The sequence below is a fragment of the Bacillus sp. P4_D3 genome, assembly GCF_056401855.1.
On the sequence record NZ_JBFUIN010000003.1, the window covers coordinates 15,194 to 31,093 of the forward strand.

General features: G+C 36.5%; 17 protein-coding genes and 4 tRNA genes. 20 read left to right on the forward strand and 1 reads right to left on the reverse strand.

The features are described 5' to 3' along the window. The first annotated feature begins 5 nt into the window (after positions 1-5). The 4 genes from rsmG (at position 6) to spo0J (ending at position 3,491) form a co-directional block, all read left to right on the forward strand. Positions 6-725 (forward strand): 16S rRNA (guanine(527)-N(7))-methyltransferase RsmG, encoded by a 720-nt coding sequence (rsmG, locus tag AC1DTM_RS00975; RefSeq protein WP_002089956.1) that lies wholly within the window; start codon positions 6-8, stop codon positions 723-725. A gap of 105 nt (positions 726-830) precedes the next feature. After that, entirely contained in the window at positions 831-1,703 is an 873-nt protein-coding gene (gene noc, locus AC1DTM_RS00980; protein WP_016106801.1) for a nucleoid occlusion protein, read from the forward strand. A 182-nt stretch (positions 1,704-1,885) separates the two neighbouring features. Beyond that, positions 1,886-2,647: a sporulation initiation inhibitor protein Soj gene (gene soj, locus AC1DTM_RS00985; RefSeq protein ID WP_002016469.1), complete on the forward strand. Its 762-nt coding sequence runs from the start codon at positions 1,886-1,888 to the stop codon at positions 2,645-2,647. Then, on the forward strand, positions 2,640-3,491 hold the full coding sequence (gene spo0J / locus AC1DTM_RS00990) for a stage 0 sporulation protein Spo0J (protein ID WP_171902578.1): 852 nt from the start codon (positions 2,640-2,642) through the stop codon (positions 3,489-3,491). Before soj ends, spo0J begins: the two co-directional genes overlap by 8 nt. Positions 3,492-3,511: 20 nt before the next feature. Here the strand turns inward: spo0J and yyaC are convergent, their stop codons facing one another. Next, positions 3,512-4,108, reverse strand: a complete 597-nt coding sequence (yyaC, locus tag AC1DTM_RS00995; protein WP_016106800.1) for a spore protease YyaC — start codon at positions 4,106-4,108, stop codon at positions 3,512-3,514. 260 nt (positions 4,109-4,368) lie between these two features. Between yyaC and AC1DTM_RS01000 the strand changes: the two genes are divergently transcribed. From AC1DTM_RS01000 to walR, 16 genes are all read left to right on the forward strand, one after another. Continuing rightward, complete coding sequence (locus AC1DTM_RS01000; protein WP_016106799.1) at positions 4,369-5,226, forward strand: mechanosensitive ion channel family protein; 858 nt, start codon at positions 4,369-4,371, stop codon at positions 5,224-5,226. A 20-nt stretch (positions 5,227-5,246) separates the two neighbouring features. Next, positions 5,247-5,444, forward strand: coding sequence for a DUF951 domain-containing protein (locus AC1DTM_RS01005; RefSeq protein ID WP_000436054.1), 198 nt, complete (start codon positions 5,247-5,249; stop codon positions 5,442-5,444). Between the two features lie 115 nt (positions 5,445-5,559). Then, a complete protein-coding gene (gene ychF, locus AC1DTM_RS01010) occupies positions 5,560-6,660 on the forward strand; it encodes a redox-regulated ATPase YchF (RefSeq protein ID WP_002159666.1) in 1,101 nt (366 codons plus the stop codon). A gap of 191 nt (positions 6,661-6,851) precedes the next feature. Continuing rightward, a complete protein-coding gene (gene rpsF, locus AC1DTM_RS01015; protein WP_002144565.1) occupies positions 6,852-7,142 on the forward strand; it encodes a 30S ribosomal protein S6 in 291 nt (96 codons plus the stop codon). 27 nt (positions 7,143-7,169) lie between these two features. Then, entirely contained in the window at positions 7,170-7,700 is a 531-nt protein-coding gene (gene ssb / locus AC1DTM_RS01020) for a single-stranded DNA-binding protein (RefSeq protein WP_002159667.1), read from the forward strand. A 44-nt stretch (positions 7,701-7,744) separates the two neighbouring features. Further along, positions 7,745-7,978, forward strand: coding sequence for a 30S ribosomal protein S18 (rpsR, locus tag AC1DTM_RS01025; RefSeq protein WP_000918874.1), 234 nt, complete (start codon positions 7,745-7,747; stop codon positions 7,976-7,978). A gap of 80 nt (positions 7,979-8,058) precedes the next feature. After that, entirely contained in the window at positions 8,059-8,994 is a 936-nt protein-coding gene (locus AC1DTM_RS01030) for a YybS family protein (RefSeq protein WP_016106798.1), read from the forward strand. Between the two features lie 78 nt (positions 8,995-9,072). Then, entirely contained in the window at positions 9,073-11,046 is a 1,974-nt protein-coding gene (locus AC1DTM_RS01035; protein WP_016106797.1) for a DHH family phosphoesterase, read from the forward strand. After that, positions 11,043-11,489, forward strand: coding sequence for a 50S ribosomal protein L9 (gene rplI / locus AC1DTM_RS01040; RefSeq protein ID WP_016106796.1), 447 nt, complete (start codon positions 11,043-11,045; stop codon positions 11,487-11,489). Before AC1DTM_RS01035 ends, rplI begins: the two co-directional genes overlap by 4 nt. Before the next feature lie 27 nt (positions 11,490-11,516). Continuing rightward, complete coding sequence (gene dnaB, locus AC1DTM_RS01045) at positions 11,517-12,878, forward strand: replicative DNA helicase (protein WP_002113222.1); 1,362 nt, start codon at positions 11,517-11,519, stop codon at positions 12,876-12,878. 215 nt (positions 12,879-13,093) lie between these two features. Further along, positions 13,094-14,383 (forward strand): adenylosuccinate synthase, encoded by a 1,290-nt coding sequence (locus AC1DTM_RS01050; RefSeq protein ID WP_002138921.1) that lies wholly within the window; start codon positions 13,094-13,096, stop codon positions 14,381-14,383. Between the two features lie 154 nt (positions 14,384-14,537). Beyond that, positions 14,538-14,613 (forward strand) — tRNA-Lys (locus AC1DTM_RS01055). Between the two features lie 13 nt (positions 14,614-14,626). Then, positions 14,627-14,698 (forward strand) — tRNA-Glu (locus tag AC1DTM_RS01060). 21 nt (positions 14,699-14,719) lie between these two features. Then, positions 14,720-14,795: transfer RNA gene (locus AC1DTM_RS01065), tRNA-Asp, on the forward strand. A 41-nt stretch (positions 14,796-14,836) separates the two neighbouring features. Next, positions 14,837-14,909 (forward strand) — tRNA-Phe (locus AC1DTM_RS01070). A 282-nt stretch (positions 14,910-15,191) separates the two neighbouring features. Continuing rightward, the gene (gene walR, locus AC1DTM_RS01075; protein ID WP_002089942.1) at positions 15,192-15,899 is read left to right on the forward strand and encodes a cell wall metabolism DNA-binding response regulator WalR; all 708 of its coding nucleotides are present in this window, start codon (positions 15,192-15,194) and stop codon (positions 15,897-15,899) included. Position 15,900: the final 1 nt, after the last annotated feature.

Sequence of the window (15,900 nt, forward strand, 5' to 3'; positions counted from 1 at the left end):
GCTAGATGAACATAGAACAATTTCAATCTATGCTAGAAGAGAAGGGTATTTCCCTCTCTTCTAGACAGTTAGAGCAGTTCGAAATCTATTTTGAAACGTTAGTAGAGTGGAATGAAAAAATGAACTTAACGGCTATTACGGAGAAAGAGGAAGTATACTTAAAACACTTTTTTGATTCTGTTACAGCGGCTTTTTATTATGATTTTTCGAAACCATTTTCTATTTGTGATGTTGGAGCAGGAGCTGGCTTCCCAAGTATCCCTTTAAAAATCTGTTTCCCGCACTTAAAAGTAACAATTGTAGATTCATTACAAAAACGTATTAATTTCTTAAATCACTTAGCGCAAAAGTTAGAATTAAGTGATGTTGCATTTTGTCATGATCGTGCTGAAACATTTGGGAAAAAAGAAGGTGTACGTGAAGCATACGATATTGTAATGGCACGTGCAGTTGCACGTCTTTCTGTATTAAGTGAGCTATGTTTACCACTTGTAAAAGTAGGGGGAACATTCATTGCAATGAAAGGTGCAGCGGCGAACGAAGAAATCGAAAATGGCAAATATGCTTTAGAGGTACTTGGCGGAGAATTGAAAGAAATGTCTACGTTCCAATTACCGTTTGAAGAAAGTGAGCGTAATATTTTATTAATCGAGAAAAAGCGCAAGACACCAAAGAAATATCCACGCAAACCGGGAACGCCCAATAAATTACCTATTGAAAAATAAATCTTATTAGACGTAAGATTAAATTATATAAATGAAAACGTAAATGTTTCATAGGAAACATTTTATGTAGAACAGTCAATAGGCCTAAAAGGTGGTGGAATATGTATGAAAAATACGTTTTCTCGTTTATTTGGCTTTGGAGATAAAGAGAGCGAATTCGAATTACAAGACGAAAGCCATGAAGAAATAGCTAAAAAGGTATATGAAGAAATACAGGAAATTCCGATAGTAAACATTACCCCTAACCGTTATCAACCACGAACAGTTTTTGACGATGCACGTATTGAGGAGCTAGCATTAACGATTCGTACACATGGGCTTATCCAGCCGATTGTTGTGAGACAGTATGAGGATGATAAGTACGAGATTATTGCCGGGGAAAGGCGTTTCCGCGCAGCAACAAAGTTAGGGTGGGAAAAAGTTCCTGCAATAATAAAGAATTTAAATGATACTGAGACAGCTTCTGTAGCGTTAATTGAAAATTTGCAGCGTGAGGAATTAACAGCAATTGAGGAAGCTGTGGCATATCAAAAGCTGATTGAGTTACATAATTTAACACAAGAAGCATTGGCACAACGACTTGGAAAAGGACAATCGACAGTCGCAAATAAATTGCGATTATTAAAATTGCCTGAAGAAATCAAAAGTGCATTATTAGAAAAAAGTATTACAGAACGGCATGCTCGCGCCCTTATTCCTTTGAAAAATGAGGAATTACAACTGAAGGTTTTACAAGAGATTGTGGAGAAGCAATTGAATGTAAAGCAAACAGAAGAACGAATTGCAAAGTTACTAGAAGAAGTAAAACCAAAGCGCAAAGCGAAGCAAAAAGCAGTAAGTCGAGATGCAAGAATTGCTATGAACACAATTAGACAATCATTACAAATGGTTGTTAACAGTGGTTTGAATGTTAATTCTGCGGAAGAAGAGTTTGATGAATACTATCAAATTACGATTAAAATTCCGAAGAAAAAATAATTACGTGCTAGAGACCTTATCCTATTGGAGAGGTCTCTTTTACTATATTTTCTTGTTAAAGCAAGAAGGAGTTTGGAAATAAATTTTGAAGTTTAATAAGGACGTAAAAGAAAAACTTTTATTTCATGTTACAATAAAAGTAATTGTTTCTAGAATAAGAAAGGTTGAAAGTAGGTGACATCGTGGGAAAAATCATTGCTATCGCTAATCAAAAAGGCGGTGTTGGAAAAACAACAACATCCGTTAATTTAGGGGCTGGATTGGCACAAGTAGGAAAAAAAGTCCTTCTCGTAGATATTGATGCTCAAGGAAATGCAACGACTGGTGTAGGAATTGAAAAGTCTGAATTAGATCAATGTATTTATAATGTTCTTGTGGAAGATGCAGATGTTCAAGGCGCTATACGGAAAACCGCAACTGAAAACTTAGATGTTCTACCCGCTACAATTCAATTGGCTGGTGCTGAAATTGAATTGGTACCAACCATTTCCCGGGAAGTACGCTTGCAAAGAGCATTACAGCCAATTCGTGATGAATATGAGTATATTATTATTGACTGTCCCCCATCCTTAGGATTATTAACGATTAATGCATTAACAGCAGCAGATTCTGTTATTATTCCTGTACAGTGTGAATATTACGCGCTGGAAGGGTTAAGTCAGCTATTAAATACAGTTCGACTTGTGCAAAAGCATTTAAATAAAAATTTAGCAATTCAAGGTGTATTGTTAACGATGTTGGATGCTCGTACAAATTTAGGAATTCAAGTTATAGATGAAGTGAAAAAATACTTTAGGGATAAAGTATATCGTTCGATTATTCCTCGTAATGTTCGCTTAAGTGAGGCACCAAGTCATGGAAAACCAATTATGCAGTATGACGCTAAATCAAGAGGAGCAGAAGTATATTTAGATTTAGCAGAGGAAGTGATTGCAGGTGGCTAAGGGATTAGGAAGAGGAATCAATGTGTTTTTTCCAGATTTAGATGTGAAAGAAGAAGAAACGATTCAGGAGATTATAGTAACTGAATTAAGGCCGAATCCATATCAACCACGTAAACATTTCAATAAAGAAGCGATTCAGGAATTAGCGGCTTCTATTAAAGAGCACGGTATATTGCAACCGTTAATTGCTCGAAAGAGTATTAAAGGATATGAAATAGTTGCAGGTGAAAGAAGATATCGTGCTGCTAAAGAGGCCGGACTTGAGAAAGTGCCTGCTGTCGTAAGGCAATTAAATGAGCAGCAAATGATGGAATTTGCTTTGCTTGAAAACTTACAACGAGAAGATTTAAATCCTATGGAAGAGGCAATGGCATATCAGATGTTAATGAACGAGCTAAATGTAACACAAGAACAATTAGCAAAACGTCTTGGTAAAAGCAGGCCTTATATCGCAAATTATACTCGATTGTTAAGCCTCCCTTCATTCGTTCAAGATATGATTGCAAACGGTCAGCTTTCAATGGCTCATGGAAGAACTTTACTTACAATAAAAGATGAAGAACAGTTGAAATCTTTATTGAAGCGAATTGAAAAAGAAGGACTGAATGTTCGCCAATTGGAACAAATTGTCCAGGAAATTAATCAACGTGTTTCACGTGAAACACAACAAGTGAAAAAAGAAAGAAATATATTTTTTGTAGAGCGTGAAACATTTTTAAGAGAAAAGTTTGGTACGGATGTAAAGATCAAAGAAACGAAAAAAGAAAAAGGTAAAATCGAAATCGAATTTTTTAATAAAGAAGACTTAAATCGAATTTTAGAATTATTATCAAAGGGAAATTAAAAAGCAAACCATCTTATTGTTTATAGATGGTTTGCTTTTTTTAATGCAGATAATTTTTGGTCTGTTTCTTTTATACTTTGTGCAATTACATCAGCCATCTTCATGACTAAACTTAGTCTTGTATTTTGAAGTACGAAAAACTCCATGAAACCATTTAAATTTACGATGCCATGAATATGCAAATCACCAATTTCAGGTAATTTCTTATTCATCGCAGCTCCAGGTTTACTGGGGCCCTTTCCGGTAGTTATAGAACCGATACTTTGAGATTTTCCTAAACATGCATCAACAGCAATAATAAATGAAGCAGGATTTTCTTTCTGTATATTCTGAATTTTCTCTTCTAAGTTTAGTGCATGTATTGGTTCGTCTAGTGTGCCGAACACTTGAAGGTTTTTGATTTCAATTTGTTCTAGTTTAGTACCAACTAATGGACCAAGTGCATCACCGGTGGATCGGTCTGTTCCGATACAAACGAGAATGAGTGGCATATTAGTCTTAATGGGAATATGGGAAAGCAAGAAATTACTGATTGTCTCGGAGGCTTCTAAGTCATGATGCATAACATTTTGAGTTTCTTTTTCAAAAAAAGGTAAGCGAAAACTTCTAATATTCATGAAGCACCCATCCTTTTAATAAATTTTCACAATATGTTATATAGTGTGTGAAATGGAAAATTATAAGTGCATACTTTTTGCAAACTGTGAATGAAAACAGAAATAATAGTACTAGTATATATATATTCGTTTCATTTTATACCTGAATGGAAGTTAACAAATGGAATTAAAGTCATAAATTTTTTTCAGAAATCAGAGAGAGTTCTGATACAATAATAAGGATAACTAAAAAGAAATTTTAGCTGGAGAGGTAGAGGGACATGGATGTAGCGTTGAAATGGTTCGAGTCCATTGATTGGACGAATATAGGTGTGAAATCACTAAAAATAATCGTTATTTTAATACTTGGTGCAATCGTTGTGCGAGTTGCGAGGGCAATTGTACGAAATGCGTTTCGTATGGGAAGCCGTTCGCCGATTCAAATTTCAGAACGTCGTACAGTTACGGTAGCGAAGTTGCTTGAAAATATTGTGGCATACGTTGTTATGTTCATTATGTTAATTGCAATTTTAGGCGTGTTTGATATTAATGCGTCAGGTCTATTAGCCGGTGCTGGGGTAATTGGTTTAGCAGTCGGTTTTGGTGCACAAAGTTTAGTTAAAGATGTTATTACAGGATTATTTATTTTGTTAGAGGATCAATTTTCAGTAGGTGATTATGTAAGAATAGGTCAATTTGAAGGAACTGTTTTGGAAATTGGACTACGTACAACGAAGATGAAAAGCTGGACAGGTGAAATTCATATAATACCAAATGGTAGTATTGTACAAGTAACGAACTTTTCCGTTAGTAATAGTGTAGCATTTGTTGATGTATCTATTTCTTATGAAAGTGATATAGTACGAGCGGAGCAAGTTATTGAAGATTTATTAGTGGAATTACCAGAAAAATATGAGAAAATGGTAACAACACCTCAATTGCTAGGTGTTCAAACACTGGCAGCGTCTGAAGTTGTATTACGTGTTATTGCTGAAGTTGAGCCGATGCAGCATGCAGTTATTGCGAGGGCTCTTCGCAAAGAGATTAAAAATCGTCTTGATTTACATGGGATTGAAATTCCATACCCACGTATGGTTTTATATAGTCGCGAAGAATTAGTTAGTGAAAAAGCAATTTAATAGTGGGAGGGATTTAGAGAATGGAGCAAAAGCAATATAACTTGTACGATGTTGTGGAAATGAAGAAAGCCCATCCATGTGGTGAAAATCGCTGGAAGATTATTCGTATGGGAATGGATATCCGCGTTAAGTGCGAGGGGTGTGACCATTCGGTAATGATTCCTCGAAGAGAGTTTGATCGCAAGGTAAAAAAAATACTTGTGAAGCATGAAGAATAGTGAAAAAGCAACAGCTGCAGTAGACAGCCGTTGCTTTTTTTCATTTGGTGGAAACTTGTCATTTTTTTCGTTACTATCTATAATGATGAAAGATTGAGACATAGGAGTGAAAAATATGGGATTAACGGCTGGGATTGTTGGATTACCTAACGTAGGGAAGTCCACTTTATTTAATGCAATTACACAAGCAGGAGCAGAATCTGCGAACTATCCATTCTGTACAATCGATCCAAACGTAGGGATTGTAGAAGTACCAGATGAGCGTTTAAATAAATTAACGGAATTGGTAGAACCGAAAAAAACTGTTCCGACTGTATTTGAATTTACTGATATCGCAGGTATCGTAAAAGGTGCAAGTAAAGGTGAAGGGTTAGGGAATAAATTCTTATCTCACATTCGTCAAGTAGATGCAATTTGCCAAGTTGTTCGTTGTTTTGAAGATGAAAATATTACGCACGTTTCAGGAAAAGTAGATCCAATTGATGACATTGAAACAATCAACTTAGAGCTAATCTTAGCGGATTTGGAATCTGTTGATAAACGTATCGAACGAGTTGCGAAGTTAGCAAGACAAAAAGATAAAGAAGCTGTATATGAGCATGAAATTTTAGTTCGTTTAAAAGAAGCTTTTGAAGAGGGAAAACCAGCTCGTACTGTTGAATTTACAGAAGAGCAAATGAAGATTGTTAAAGGCCTTCATTTACTTACAACGAAAGAAATGCTGTACGTAGCAAACGTAAGTGAAGATGATATTATGGATCCTTCTGACAATAAATATGTACAAATGGTAAAAGAATTTGCAACAAATGAAAATTCACAAGTAATTGTTGTATGTGCAAAAATCGAATCAGAAATTGCTGAGTTAGATGAGGAAGAGAAGAAAGTATTTCTTGAAGAACTAGGTATTGAAGAATCTGGTTTAGATCAATTAATTCGTGCTGCATATGACTTATTAGGACTTGCTACTTACTTCACAGCTGGTGTGCAAGAAGTACGTGCATGGACGTTTAAACAAGGTATGAAAGCACCACAATGTGCTGGTGTTATTCATACGGACTTTGAACGTGGATTTATTCGTGCGGAAACAGTTTCTTATACTGATTTAATGACAAATGGCTCTATGACAGCTGCAAAAGAAGCTGGTAAAGTACGTTTAGAAGGAAAAGAGTATATCGTAAAAGACGGAGATGTTATGCACTTCCGCTTTAACGTTTAATTTAATATTTCCTAGGAAAAATAAAGATATAGACTTGGCAAATATATTATATGTTTGCCAAGTTTTTTACGTATTGGTGAGTTGATTCATATAACTTACTATGATATAATCTAAACTCGTGAGTAATTACTATAAATTAATTGCTCCTTGCCCATTATGGGCCGTTTAGACCAAAAGGAGGTGAAAGTGTAATGAGAAAGTACGAAATTATGTACATCATTCGTCCTGGCGTTGAAGAAGAAGCTCAAAAAGCTTTAGTTGAACGTTTCGCAGGTGTTTTAACAAACAATGGTGCAGAAATCATTAACACAAAAGAGTGGGGTAAGCGTCGTTTAGCTTACGAAATCAACGACTTACGTGAAGGTTTCTACATGATCTTAAAGGTGAACTCTAATTCAGAAGCGATTAACGAATTCGACCGTTTAGCTAAGATCAACGAAGATATCCTTCGTCATATCGTTGTTAAAGAAGAAGAAAAATAATTAAGATATATAGGGAGAGTGGTTCGATTGATGAATCGTGTTATCCTCGTTGGTCGTTTAACTAAGGACCCTGACTTACGTTACACGCCCAATGGTGTTGCAGTAGCTACTTTTACGTTAGCTGTGAATCGCGCATTTGCGAATCAACAAGGTGAGCGTGAAGCTGACTTTATTAATTGTGTAATATGGCGTAAACAAGCAGAAAACGTGGCAAATTATTTGAAAAAAGGTAGCTTAGCAGGCGTAGACGGACGTCTTCAAACTCGTACTTACGATGGACAAGATGGTAAACGTGTATATGTAACAGAAGTTCTTGCGGAGAGCGTACAATTTTTAGAGCCGCGTAATGGCGGTGGGGAGCAACGTGGTTCATTCAATCAGCAACCATCAGGAGCTGGTTTCGGTAACCAAAGCTCTAACCCATTTGGTCAATCTAGTAATCCGGGTAACTCGGGTAACTCAGGTAACTCAGGTAACACTGGATTTACGAAGAATGACGATCCATTTTCGAATGTTGGTCAACCGATTGACATTTCGGACGACGATTTACCATTTTAATGGTATGAATCGGATATTTTTAACAAAGAATGGAGGGAATAGACATGGCAGGACGCAAAGGTGGACGTGCGAAACGTCGTAAGGTGTGTTTCTTCACATCTAACGGCATCACTCGCATTGACTATAAAGATGTTGATTTATTAAAACGTTTCGTTTCTGAGCGCGGTAAAATTTTACCACGTCGTGTAACAGGAACAAGCGCGAAATACCAACGCAAACTTACAGTTGCAATTAAACGTGCTCGTCAAATGGCACTTTTACCATATGTTGGTGAATAATAGCGTATGAAATGCACAGTAGAGTCGGACTCTACTGTGCATTTTGCTATGCTTTTCTTTTTTGAGAGAGAGGTTGAATGATGAAAAACACGAGATTTATTACTGAGGGTGCAGCGTTGTTGGCTATATATGCAATTTTGTTGCTTATATCTATGTATGTTCCGATTTTAGGTACAATGGTAACGTTTGTGTTGCCGTTACCATTTATATTATTAACAGTAAGACATAAACTATCTAATATACTCGTTATTTTTGTAGCGGCACTTTTTATTACAGTTATTGTGAGTCAGCCGATTAGTCTCATAAAGACAGTGATGTTTGGATTAATAGGTGTTGTATTAGGGTATATGTATAAAAAAGGGAAAAAACCAGTGGAGATATTGATAGCTGGAACGCTTGCATATTTAATTGGTATGATGCTCATTTATGTTGGAAGTATAAAATTTTTCAACATAGATTTAATGAAGCAAATGCAAAATATATTTAGTGAAAGTATGGCGCAAAGTGAAAAGATAGCAACTGCTGCTGGTATGCCAGTTAGTAAGGAACAAAAAGAGTTATTTGCACAAATGAATGATATATTACAGACGTTATTTCCAAGTATACTTGTACTAGTTTCTGTATGTTTTTCTTGGATCACAGTGCTAATATCAGGTAGTGTTTTGAGAAAGTTAAAGCACGAGGTTACACCTTGGCCTAAATTTAAAGATATACAATTGCCAAAGAGTATTGTCTGGTATTACGTCATATTTATTTTGTTAGCAACTTTTATAAAAGTAGAACCAACATCATATTTACATATGGTATTTTCTAACCTATATGTAATCTTTGCTTTGCTGCTCGTATTGCAAGGATTAACGTTTATCACCTTTTTAGCACACAGAAAAGGTTTTACGAGGGGTATTCCTATTATTAGTTTTATTGTATGTATGTTTATTCCAATGCTGTTTCCTCTTGTGACAATCTTAGGTATAATTGATTTAGGGATTTCATTGCGTTCTAAAATAGGGGAATAAAATAATATTCCTTACACTATTTTAATTTGTTTAACTAACTGGAAGGTGAGTTAGTTTTACTTTATAGGAGTTGTATACATGCCTGAATTTTATAAGAAACAGTGGTTTTTATATCCTGTTTACGTATTGGCATTTTTTGTGTTGGTGCTAATCTCGATTCTCTGTTATTTCCACTTAATTATGGGGATATCTTCCTTTTTGGTTTTTAGCATCGTTTTCTTTTTAGTTATACGATTTGAACTTACCTTTCAAAGGAACTTTGAAAAGTATACGACAGATATGATTACTAGGGTAAAAAAAGTGAGTAACGAAGCATTCAACCAGATGCCAATCGGTATATTGTTATACAATAAGGAGTATGGGATTGATTGGGCAAATCCTTACTTGTCTTCATGTTTGGGGCAACACGCATTAGCTGGGTGGCATCTGTACGATGTATCAGAAACATTACTCCTTTTTATTAAAGGAGAGACTTCTGATGATATAGTATCTTTAAATAGTCGGAAGTTCCGTGTGTTTGTAAGGAAAGAAGAAAAACTAATTTATTTTTTTGATGTAACTGAGCAAACAGAGATTGAAAAAATGTATGAGGATCAGCGCACTGTTTTGGCTGTTATTTATTTAGATAATTACGATGAAGTTACACAAGGGTTAGATGATCAATTACGTACGAATATAACAAGTCTTGTGACGTCACGTCTAAATGAATGGGCCGTTAAGTATGGTGCATATTTGAAACGTGCATCTTCAGAAAGATTCTTCGTTGTACTAAATGAAAGTATTTTAGCGCAAATGGAGAAAGGGAAATTTAGTATTTTGGATCAAGTGCGTGAAGAAACATCAAAAAGGAATATACCACTTACATTAAGTGTTGGTGTTGGCTCAGGTGATTTACCTTTAGCGGAGCTTGGAGCGATGGCTCAATCTGGTTTAGACCTTGCATTAGGACGAGGAGGAGACCAAGTAGCTATTAAACAAGCAACGGGTAAAGTTAAGTTTTACGGTGGCAAGACGAATCCGGTCGAAAAGCGTACTCGTGTACGTGCTAGAGTTATTTCGCATGCATTAAAGGATTTAGTATTAGAAAGCAGTAATGTCATTATAATGGGGCATAGAGCCCCTGATATGGATGCGATTGGTGCGGCGATTGGTATTTTAAAGGTAGCTCAATTAAATGAGCGCAAAGGATATATTGTATTAGATGAAAATGATTCTGATAAAGGAATCAAGCGTTTGATGGATAAAGTGAAACAAAATGAAGAGTTATGGTCACACTTTATTACACCAGGGCAAGCGATGGAATTTGCAAATGATGATTCATTACTTGTTGTTGTTGACACGCATAAACCTTCAATGGTGATGGAGGAAAAACTGTTACATAAGATTGAAAATGTAGTAGTTATTGACCATCATCGCCGTGGAGAAGATTTCATTGAAGATCCATTACTTGTTTATATGGAACCATACGCTTCTTCAACGGCAGAGCTTGTTACAGAGTTACTTGAGTATCAACCGAAAAATTTAAAGATGACCATGTTAGAAGCAACGGCATTGTTAGCTGGTATTATTGTTGATACGAAAAGTTTTACATTCCGTACAGGCGCTCGTACCTTTGATGCCGCTTCTTATTTACGCTCGCATGGCGCAGACACTGTACTTGTACAAGAACTTTTAAAAGAAGATATGGGTCAGTATTTACGAGTTGCAAAAGCCATTAAAAATGCGTACATTTATAAAAATGGAATTGCGATTGCTAAAGTTGATGGTGATGAATATTATGACCAAGTACTTATTGCACAATCAGCAGACACATTATTGACAATGACAGGTATCATTGCATCGTTTGTTATTGCAAAACGTGGAGAAAATTTCATTGGAATTAGTGGTAGATCTTTAGGTGAATTGAATGTACAGCTAATTATGGAAAATTTAGGAGGTGGCGGGCACTTAACAAATGCAGCCACACAAATGAAAAATGTTACAGTAGATGAAGCGGAGGAGAAGCTTCAATTTGTTATTGATGACTATTTACAGGGAGGCACACAATCATGAAAGTAATTTTTCTAAAAGACGTAAAAGGTAAAGGTAAAAAAGGAGAAATAAAAAACGTACCAGACGGTTATGCAAATAATTTCTTACTAAAACAGGGGTTAGCTGCCGAAGCGACAAACAGCAGTATGAAAACTTTAGATGCTCAAAAGCGCAAAGAGGAAAAAGATGCAGCAGCAGAGCTTGAAGGTGCAAAACAATTAAAAGAAACATTAGAGAAATTAACTGTAGAATTAAAGGCGAAATCTGGAGAAGGTGGCCGTTTATTTGGTTCTATTACAAGCAAACAAATTGTAGATGCAATGCAAAAATCACACAAGATTAAACTTGATAAACGTAAATTTGAAATGGACGATGCAATCCGTGCATTAGGTTATACAAAAGTCACTGTAAAATTGCATCCGCAAGTAACAGCGGCAGTAAAAGTTCATGTTAGTGAACAATAAAAATAAATTAAGCAAGGAGGATTGCGCATGAGTGATGTACTGGCTGATCGTACCCCTCCGCATAATATAGAAGCAGAGCAGGCGGTTTTAGGGGCTATATTGATTGATCAAGATGCATTAACGTCAGCATCAGAGCTGTTGCTACCTGACTCGTTCTATCGAACGAAACATCAAAAGATTTTTGAAGTCATGCTTGGGTTGTCTGATAAGGGAGAACCAATCGACTTAGTAATAATGACATCAGCGATGGCTGATCAAGGGTTACTAGAAGAAGTTGGTGGGGTTTCTTATCTAGCAGAATTAGCAGAAGTTGTTCCAACAGCTGCTAATGTAGAATATTATGCACGCATCATCGCTGAAAAGGCACTTTTACGTCGTTTAATTCGAACGGCAACTCATATTGTATCGGATGGATACGAGCGAGAAGATGATGTGGATGGCCTTTTAAATGAGGCTGAGAAAAAAATATTAGAAGTATCACATCAAACAAATGCAAAAGCATTCCAAAACATTAAAGATGTTCTTGTAGATGCTTATGATAAAATTGAACTTTTGCATAATCAAAAAGGTGAAGTTACTGGGATACCAACTGGATTTACTGAATTAGATAAGATGACCGCGGGTTTTCAGCGAAATGATTTAATCATCGTAGCAGCGCGTCCGTCGGTGGGGAAAACTGCATTTTCATTAAATATCGCACAAAACGTAGCGACGAAAACTGATGAAAATGTAGCGATTTTTAGTTTGGAGATGGGCTCTGATCAGCTTGTTATGCGTATGCTTTGTGCAGAAGGAAATATTGATGCGCAAAGACTTCGTACCGGTTCATTAACTTCTGATGATTGGGCGAAATTAACAATGGCGATGGGTAGCCTTTCTAATGCTGGTATATATATTGATGATACACCAGGGATTAAAGTAAATGAGATTCGAGCAAAATGTCGTAGATTAAAGCAAGAACAAGGTCTTGGGATGGTTTTGATTGACTATTTACAGCTTATTCAAGGAAGTGGGAAATCAGGAGAAAACCGTCAGCAGGAAGTATCTGAGATTTCTCGTACATTAAAAGGGATTGCACGTGAATTGCAAGTACCTGTTATCGCCTTGTCGCAGTTATCTCGTGGTGTAGAATCTCGTCAAGATAAACGTCCGATGATGTCTGACATTCGTGAATCAGGAAGTATCGAGCAGGATGCTGACATTGTAGCCTTCCTATATCGTGAAGATTACTATGATCGTGAAACAGAAAATAAAAATACAATTGAAATTATCATTGCAAAACAACGTAATGGTCCAGTAGGTTCAGTAGAGCTTGCGTTTGTTAAGGAATTTAATAAATTCGTCAACTTAGAACGCCGCTTTGAGGATGGACATGCACCGCACGCATAAAGGCAGTATAAAAAAGAAACACATTTCTTATAATAAGATGTGTTTCTTTTTTTTTATATGAAAGATAGGGCTTTCATAAGGTGAATATGTAATTCTTACGAACGAAAACGTTTTTCGATAAAAAAATGTTCGCTTTTTGGTTGACTTCTTTTTCTGTTTTGGTACAATTATATTGTTTGAATAGATCGTTTGAAAATTGCGGAGGTGCTTTAATAATGTCTTCAGTAGTAGTTGTAGGAACACAATGGGGCGACGAAGGAAAAGGTAAAATCACTGATTTTCTTTCTGAGCATGCGGAAGTAGTTGCAAGATATCAAGGTGGAAATAACGCGGGACATACAATTGTTTTCGGCGGAGTTAAATATAAATTACACTTAATTCCATCTGGTATTTTCTATAAAGAGAAAATTTGTGTAATCGGAAATGGCTTAGTAGTAGATCCGAAAGCATTACTTGAAGAGTTAAAATACTTACACGATCGTGGTGTAAGTACTGATAATTTACGTGTAAGTAACCGTGCGCACGTTATTTTACCTTATCACTTAAAACAAGATGAGTTAGAAGAAGCGAGTAAAGGTGATAACAAGATCGGTACAACGAAAAAAGGTATCGGTCCTGCATATATGGATAAAGCTGCTCGTATTGGTATCCGTATGGCTGATCTTTTAGACCGTGAAGCATTTAAAGAGAAGCTTGAGCGCAATTTAGTGGAAAAAAATCGTTTGTTTGAAAAAATGTACGATACAGAAGGTTTCAGCGTAGAAGAAATCTTTGAAGAGTACTTCGAATACGGACAACAAATCGCACAGTATGTATGCGATACATCTGTCGTATTAAATGATGCACTAGATAACAATCATCGTGTATTATTTGAAGGTGCACAAGGTGTTATGCTTGATATTGACCACGGTACGTATCCATTCGTTACATCTTCTAACCCAATTGCTGGTGGTGTAACAGTTGGAACTGGAGTTGGTCCTGCGAAAGTTACTCGCGTTGTAGGTGTATGTAAAGCATATACAAGCCGTGTAGGTGATGGTCCATTCCCTACGGAACTTAATGATGAAATCGGTCATCAAATTCGTGAAGTTGGTCGTGAATACGGAACAACAACTGGTCGTCCGCGCCGCGTAGGTTGGTTCGATAGCGTTGTTGTAAGACATGCACGTCGTGTTAGTGGTTTAACAGACTTATCATTAAACTCTATCGATGTATTAACAGGTATCCCAACTCTTAAAATTTGTGTTGCTTACAAATACAATGGCGAAGTTATCGATGAAGTTCCAGCTAACTTAAACATTTTAGCGAAATGTGAGCCTGTATATGAAGAGCTTCCAGGTTGGACAGAAGATGTTACTGCTATGAAATCATTAGATGAACTTCCTGAAAATGCAAGAAAATACGTAGAGCGTGTTTCTGAATTAACAGGAATCCAATTATCTATGTTCTCAGTTGGACCAGATCGTAATCAAACAAATATCGTTCGTAATGTATACGAAGCTTAATTGATATAAAAAATTGATTCTTTTAAGAAAAAACTCATGTTTTCATGAGTTTTTTCTTATCTTTTATAAAAAAATAAAAAAAGGTATTGCAAAAATGAAAGATAACATGTTATGATATGTCTTGTCGTCACGAAAATATGACGTTGGTGAGTATGAGCCATTAGCTCAGTTGGTAGAGCATCTGACTTTTAATCAGAGGGTCGAAGGTTCGAATCCTTCATGGCTCACCATTTTATTTTTCGTGGCCCGTTGGTCAAGTGGTTAAGACACCGCCCTTTCACGGCGGTAACACGGGTTCGAATCCCGTACGGGTCATGTTTTTTTATGTTCATTTTTGGTCCCGTGGTGTAGTGGTTAACATGCCTGCCTGTCACGCAGGAGATCGCCGGTTCGACCCCGGTCGGGACCGCCACTTTTGTTTATACCACCATTAGTGGTTTTATATATAGTTTTGGCTCGGTAGCTCAGTCGGTAGAGCAGAGGACTGAAAATCCTCGTGTCGGCGGTTCGATTCCGTCCCGAGCCACTCTCAGGATATTAAGTGGGCCCACTTAATATCCTTTTTATTTTGTCCAGTTTTACAAAAGTGGGTAGTTATTTTACAATAGAATGAGGAGCCTCTAGCAGTTGAAGCTAGAGGTTTTTCTATAGATCGTATAGGATTCCGTGTAAAAGTGGATGATACATGAGTCTATGAGAATAGAGGAGAAATACTTAGACTAAGATTGTTGTCATATAGGAACATACTATAGAAACACCAATATGTTTGAGGATTATTGATCATATTTTTATAAGGAGGAAATAGACGATGATGGGAAAGAAAATTTTAGTAGTTGATGATGAAAAGCCGATTGCGGATATTTTGAAGTTCAACCTAGAAAAAGAAGGTTTTGAAATTGTAATGGCGCATGATGGTGATGAGGCGATTGAAAAAGCAAATGAAGAACAGCCAGATATGGTTTTATTAGATATTATGTTACCGGGAAAAGACGGTTTAGAGGTATGTCGTGAAATACGTAAAAGCTCAGAAATGCCAATTATTATGCTTACAGCAAAAGACTCTGAAATTGATAAAGTATTGGGGCTTGAGCTTGGGGCAGATGATTATGTAACGAAGCCATTTAGTACGAGGGAGTTACTTGCTCGTGTGAAAGCAAATTTACGTCGCCATCAGCAGGGTGGTGCTGCAGAGAAAGAAGAAAATACCGAAATGGTTATTGGACCAATCGTTATCAATTCGAACGCTTATAGTGTAACGAAGCGTGAAGAAAGCATTGAGCTTACACATCGTGAATTTGAATTACTACATTATTTAGCGAAGCATTTAGGTCAAGTTATGACTCGTGAACATTTATTACAAACAGTTTGGGGTTATGATTATTTTGGAGATGTACGTACAGTAGACGTAACAGTACGTCGTTTACGCGAAAAAGTTGAAGATAATCCAAGTCATCCTACTTTAATTGTAACTAGACGTGGGGTAGGGTATTACTTGCGTGACCCAGAACAGGAATAGT

What these genes read in the sequence shown, in the direction of transcription:
- AC1DTM_RS01050 (WP_002138921.1), top strand. Translation starts at nt 13,094, where the DNA reads ATGTCTTCAGTAGTAGTTGTAGGAACACAATGGGGCGACGAAGGAAAA.
- rpsF (WP_002144565.1), top strand. Translation starts at nt 6,852, where the DNA reads ATGAGAAAGTACGAAATTATGTACATCATTCGTCCTGGCGTTGAAGAA.
- ychF (WP_002159666.1), top strand. Translation starts at nt 5,560, where the DNA reads ATGGGATTAACGGCTGGGATTGTTGGATTACCTAACGTAGGGAAGTCC.
- rplI (WP_016106796.1), top strand. Translation starts at nt 11,043, where the DNA reads ATGAAAGTAATTTTTCTAAAAGACGTAAAAGGTAAAGGTAAAAAAGGA.
- walR (WP_002089942.1), top strand. Translation starts at nt 15,192, where the DNA reads ATGATGGGAAAGAAAATTTTAGTAGTTGATGATGAAAAGCCGATTGCG.
- yyaC (WP_016106800.1), bottom strand. Translation starts at nt 4,108, where the DNA reads ATGAATATTAGAAGTTTTCGCTTACCTTTTTTTGAAAAAGAAACTCAA.
- AC1DTM_RS01030 (WP_016106798.1), top strand. Translation starts at nt 8,059, where the DNA reads ATGAAAAACACGAGATTTATTACTGAGGGTGCAGCGTTGTTGGCTATA.
- rpsR (WP_000918874.1), top strand. Translation starts at nt 7,745, where the DNA reads ATGGCAGGACGCAAAGGTGGACGTGCGAAACGTCGTAAGGTGTGTTTC.
- AC1DTM_RS01005 (WP_000436054.1), top strand. Translation starts at nt 5,247, where the DNA reads ATGGAGCAAAAGCAATATAACTTGTACGATGTTGTGGAAATGAAGAAA.
- AC1DTM_RS01035 (WP_016106797.1), top strand. Translation starts at nt 9,073, where the DNA reads ATGCCTGAATTTTATAAGAAACAGTGGTTTTTATATCCTGTTTACGTA.
- AC1DTM_RS01000 (WP_016106799.1), top strand. Translation starts at nt 4,369, where the DNA reads ATGGATGTAGCGTTGAAATGGTTCGAGTCCATTGATTGGACGAATATA.
- noc (WP_016106801.1), top strand. Translation starts at nt 831, where the DNA reads ATGAAAAATACGTTTTCTCGTTTATTTGGCTTTGGAGATAAAGAGAGC.
- dnaB (WP_002113222.1), top strand. Translation starts at nt 11,517, where the DNA reads ATGAGTGATGTACTGGCTGATCGTACCCCTCCGCATAATATAGAAGCA.
- rsmG (WP_002089956.1), top strand. Translation starts at nt 6, where the DNA reads ATGAACATAGAACAATTTCAATCTATGCTAGAAGAGAAGGGTATTTCC.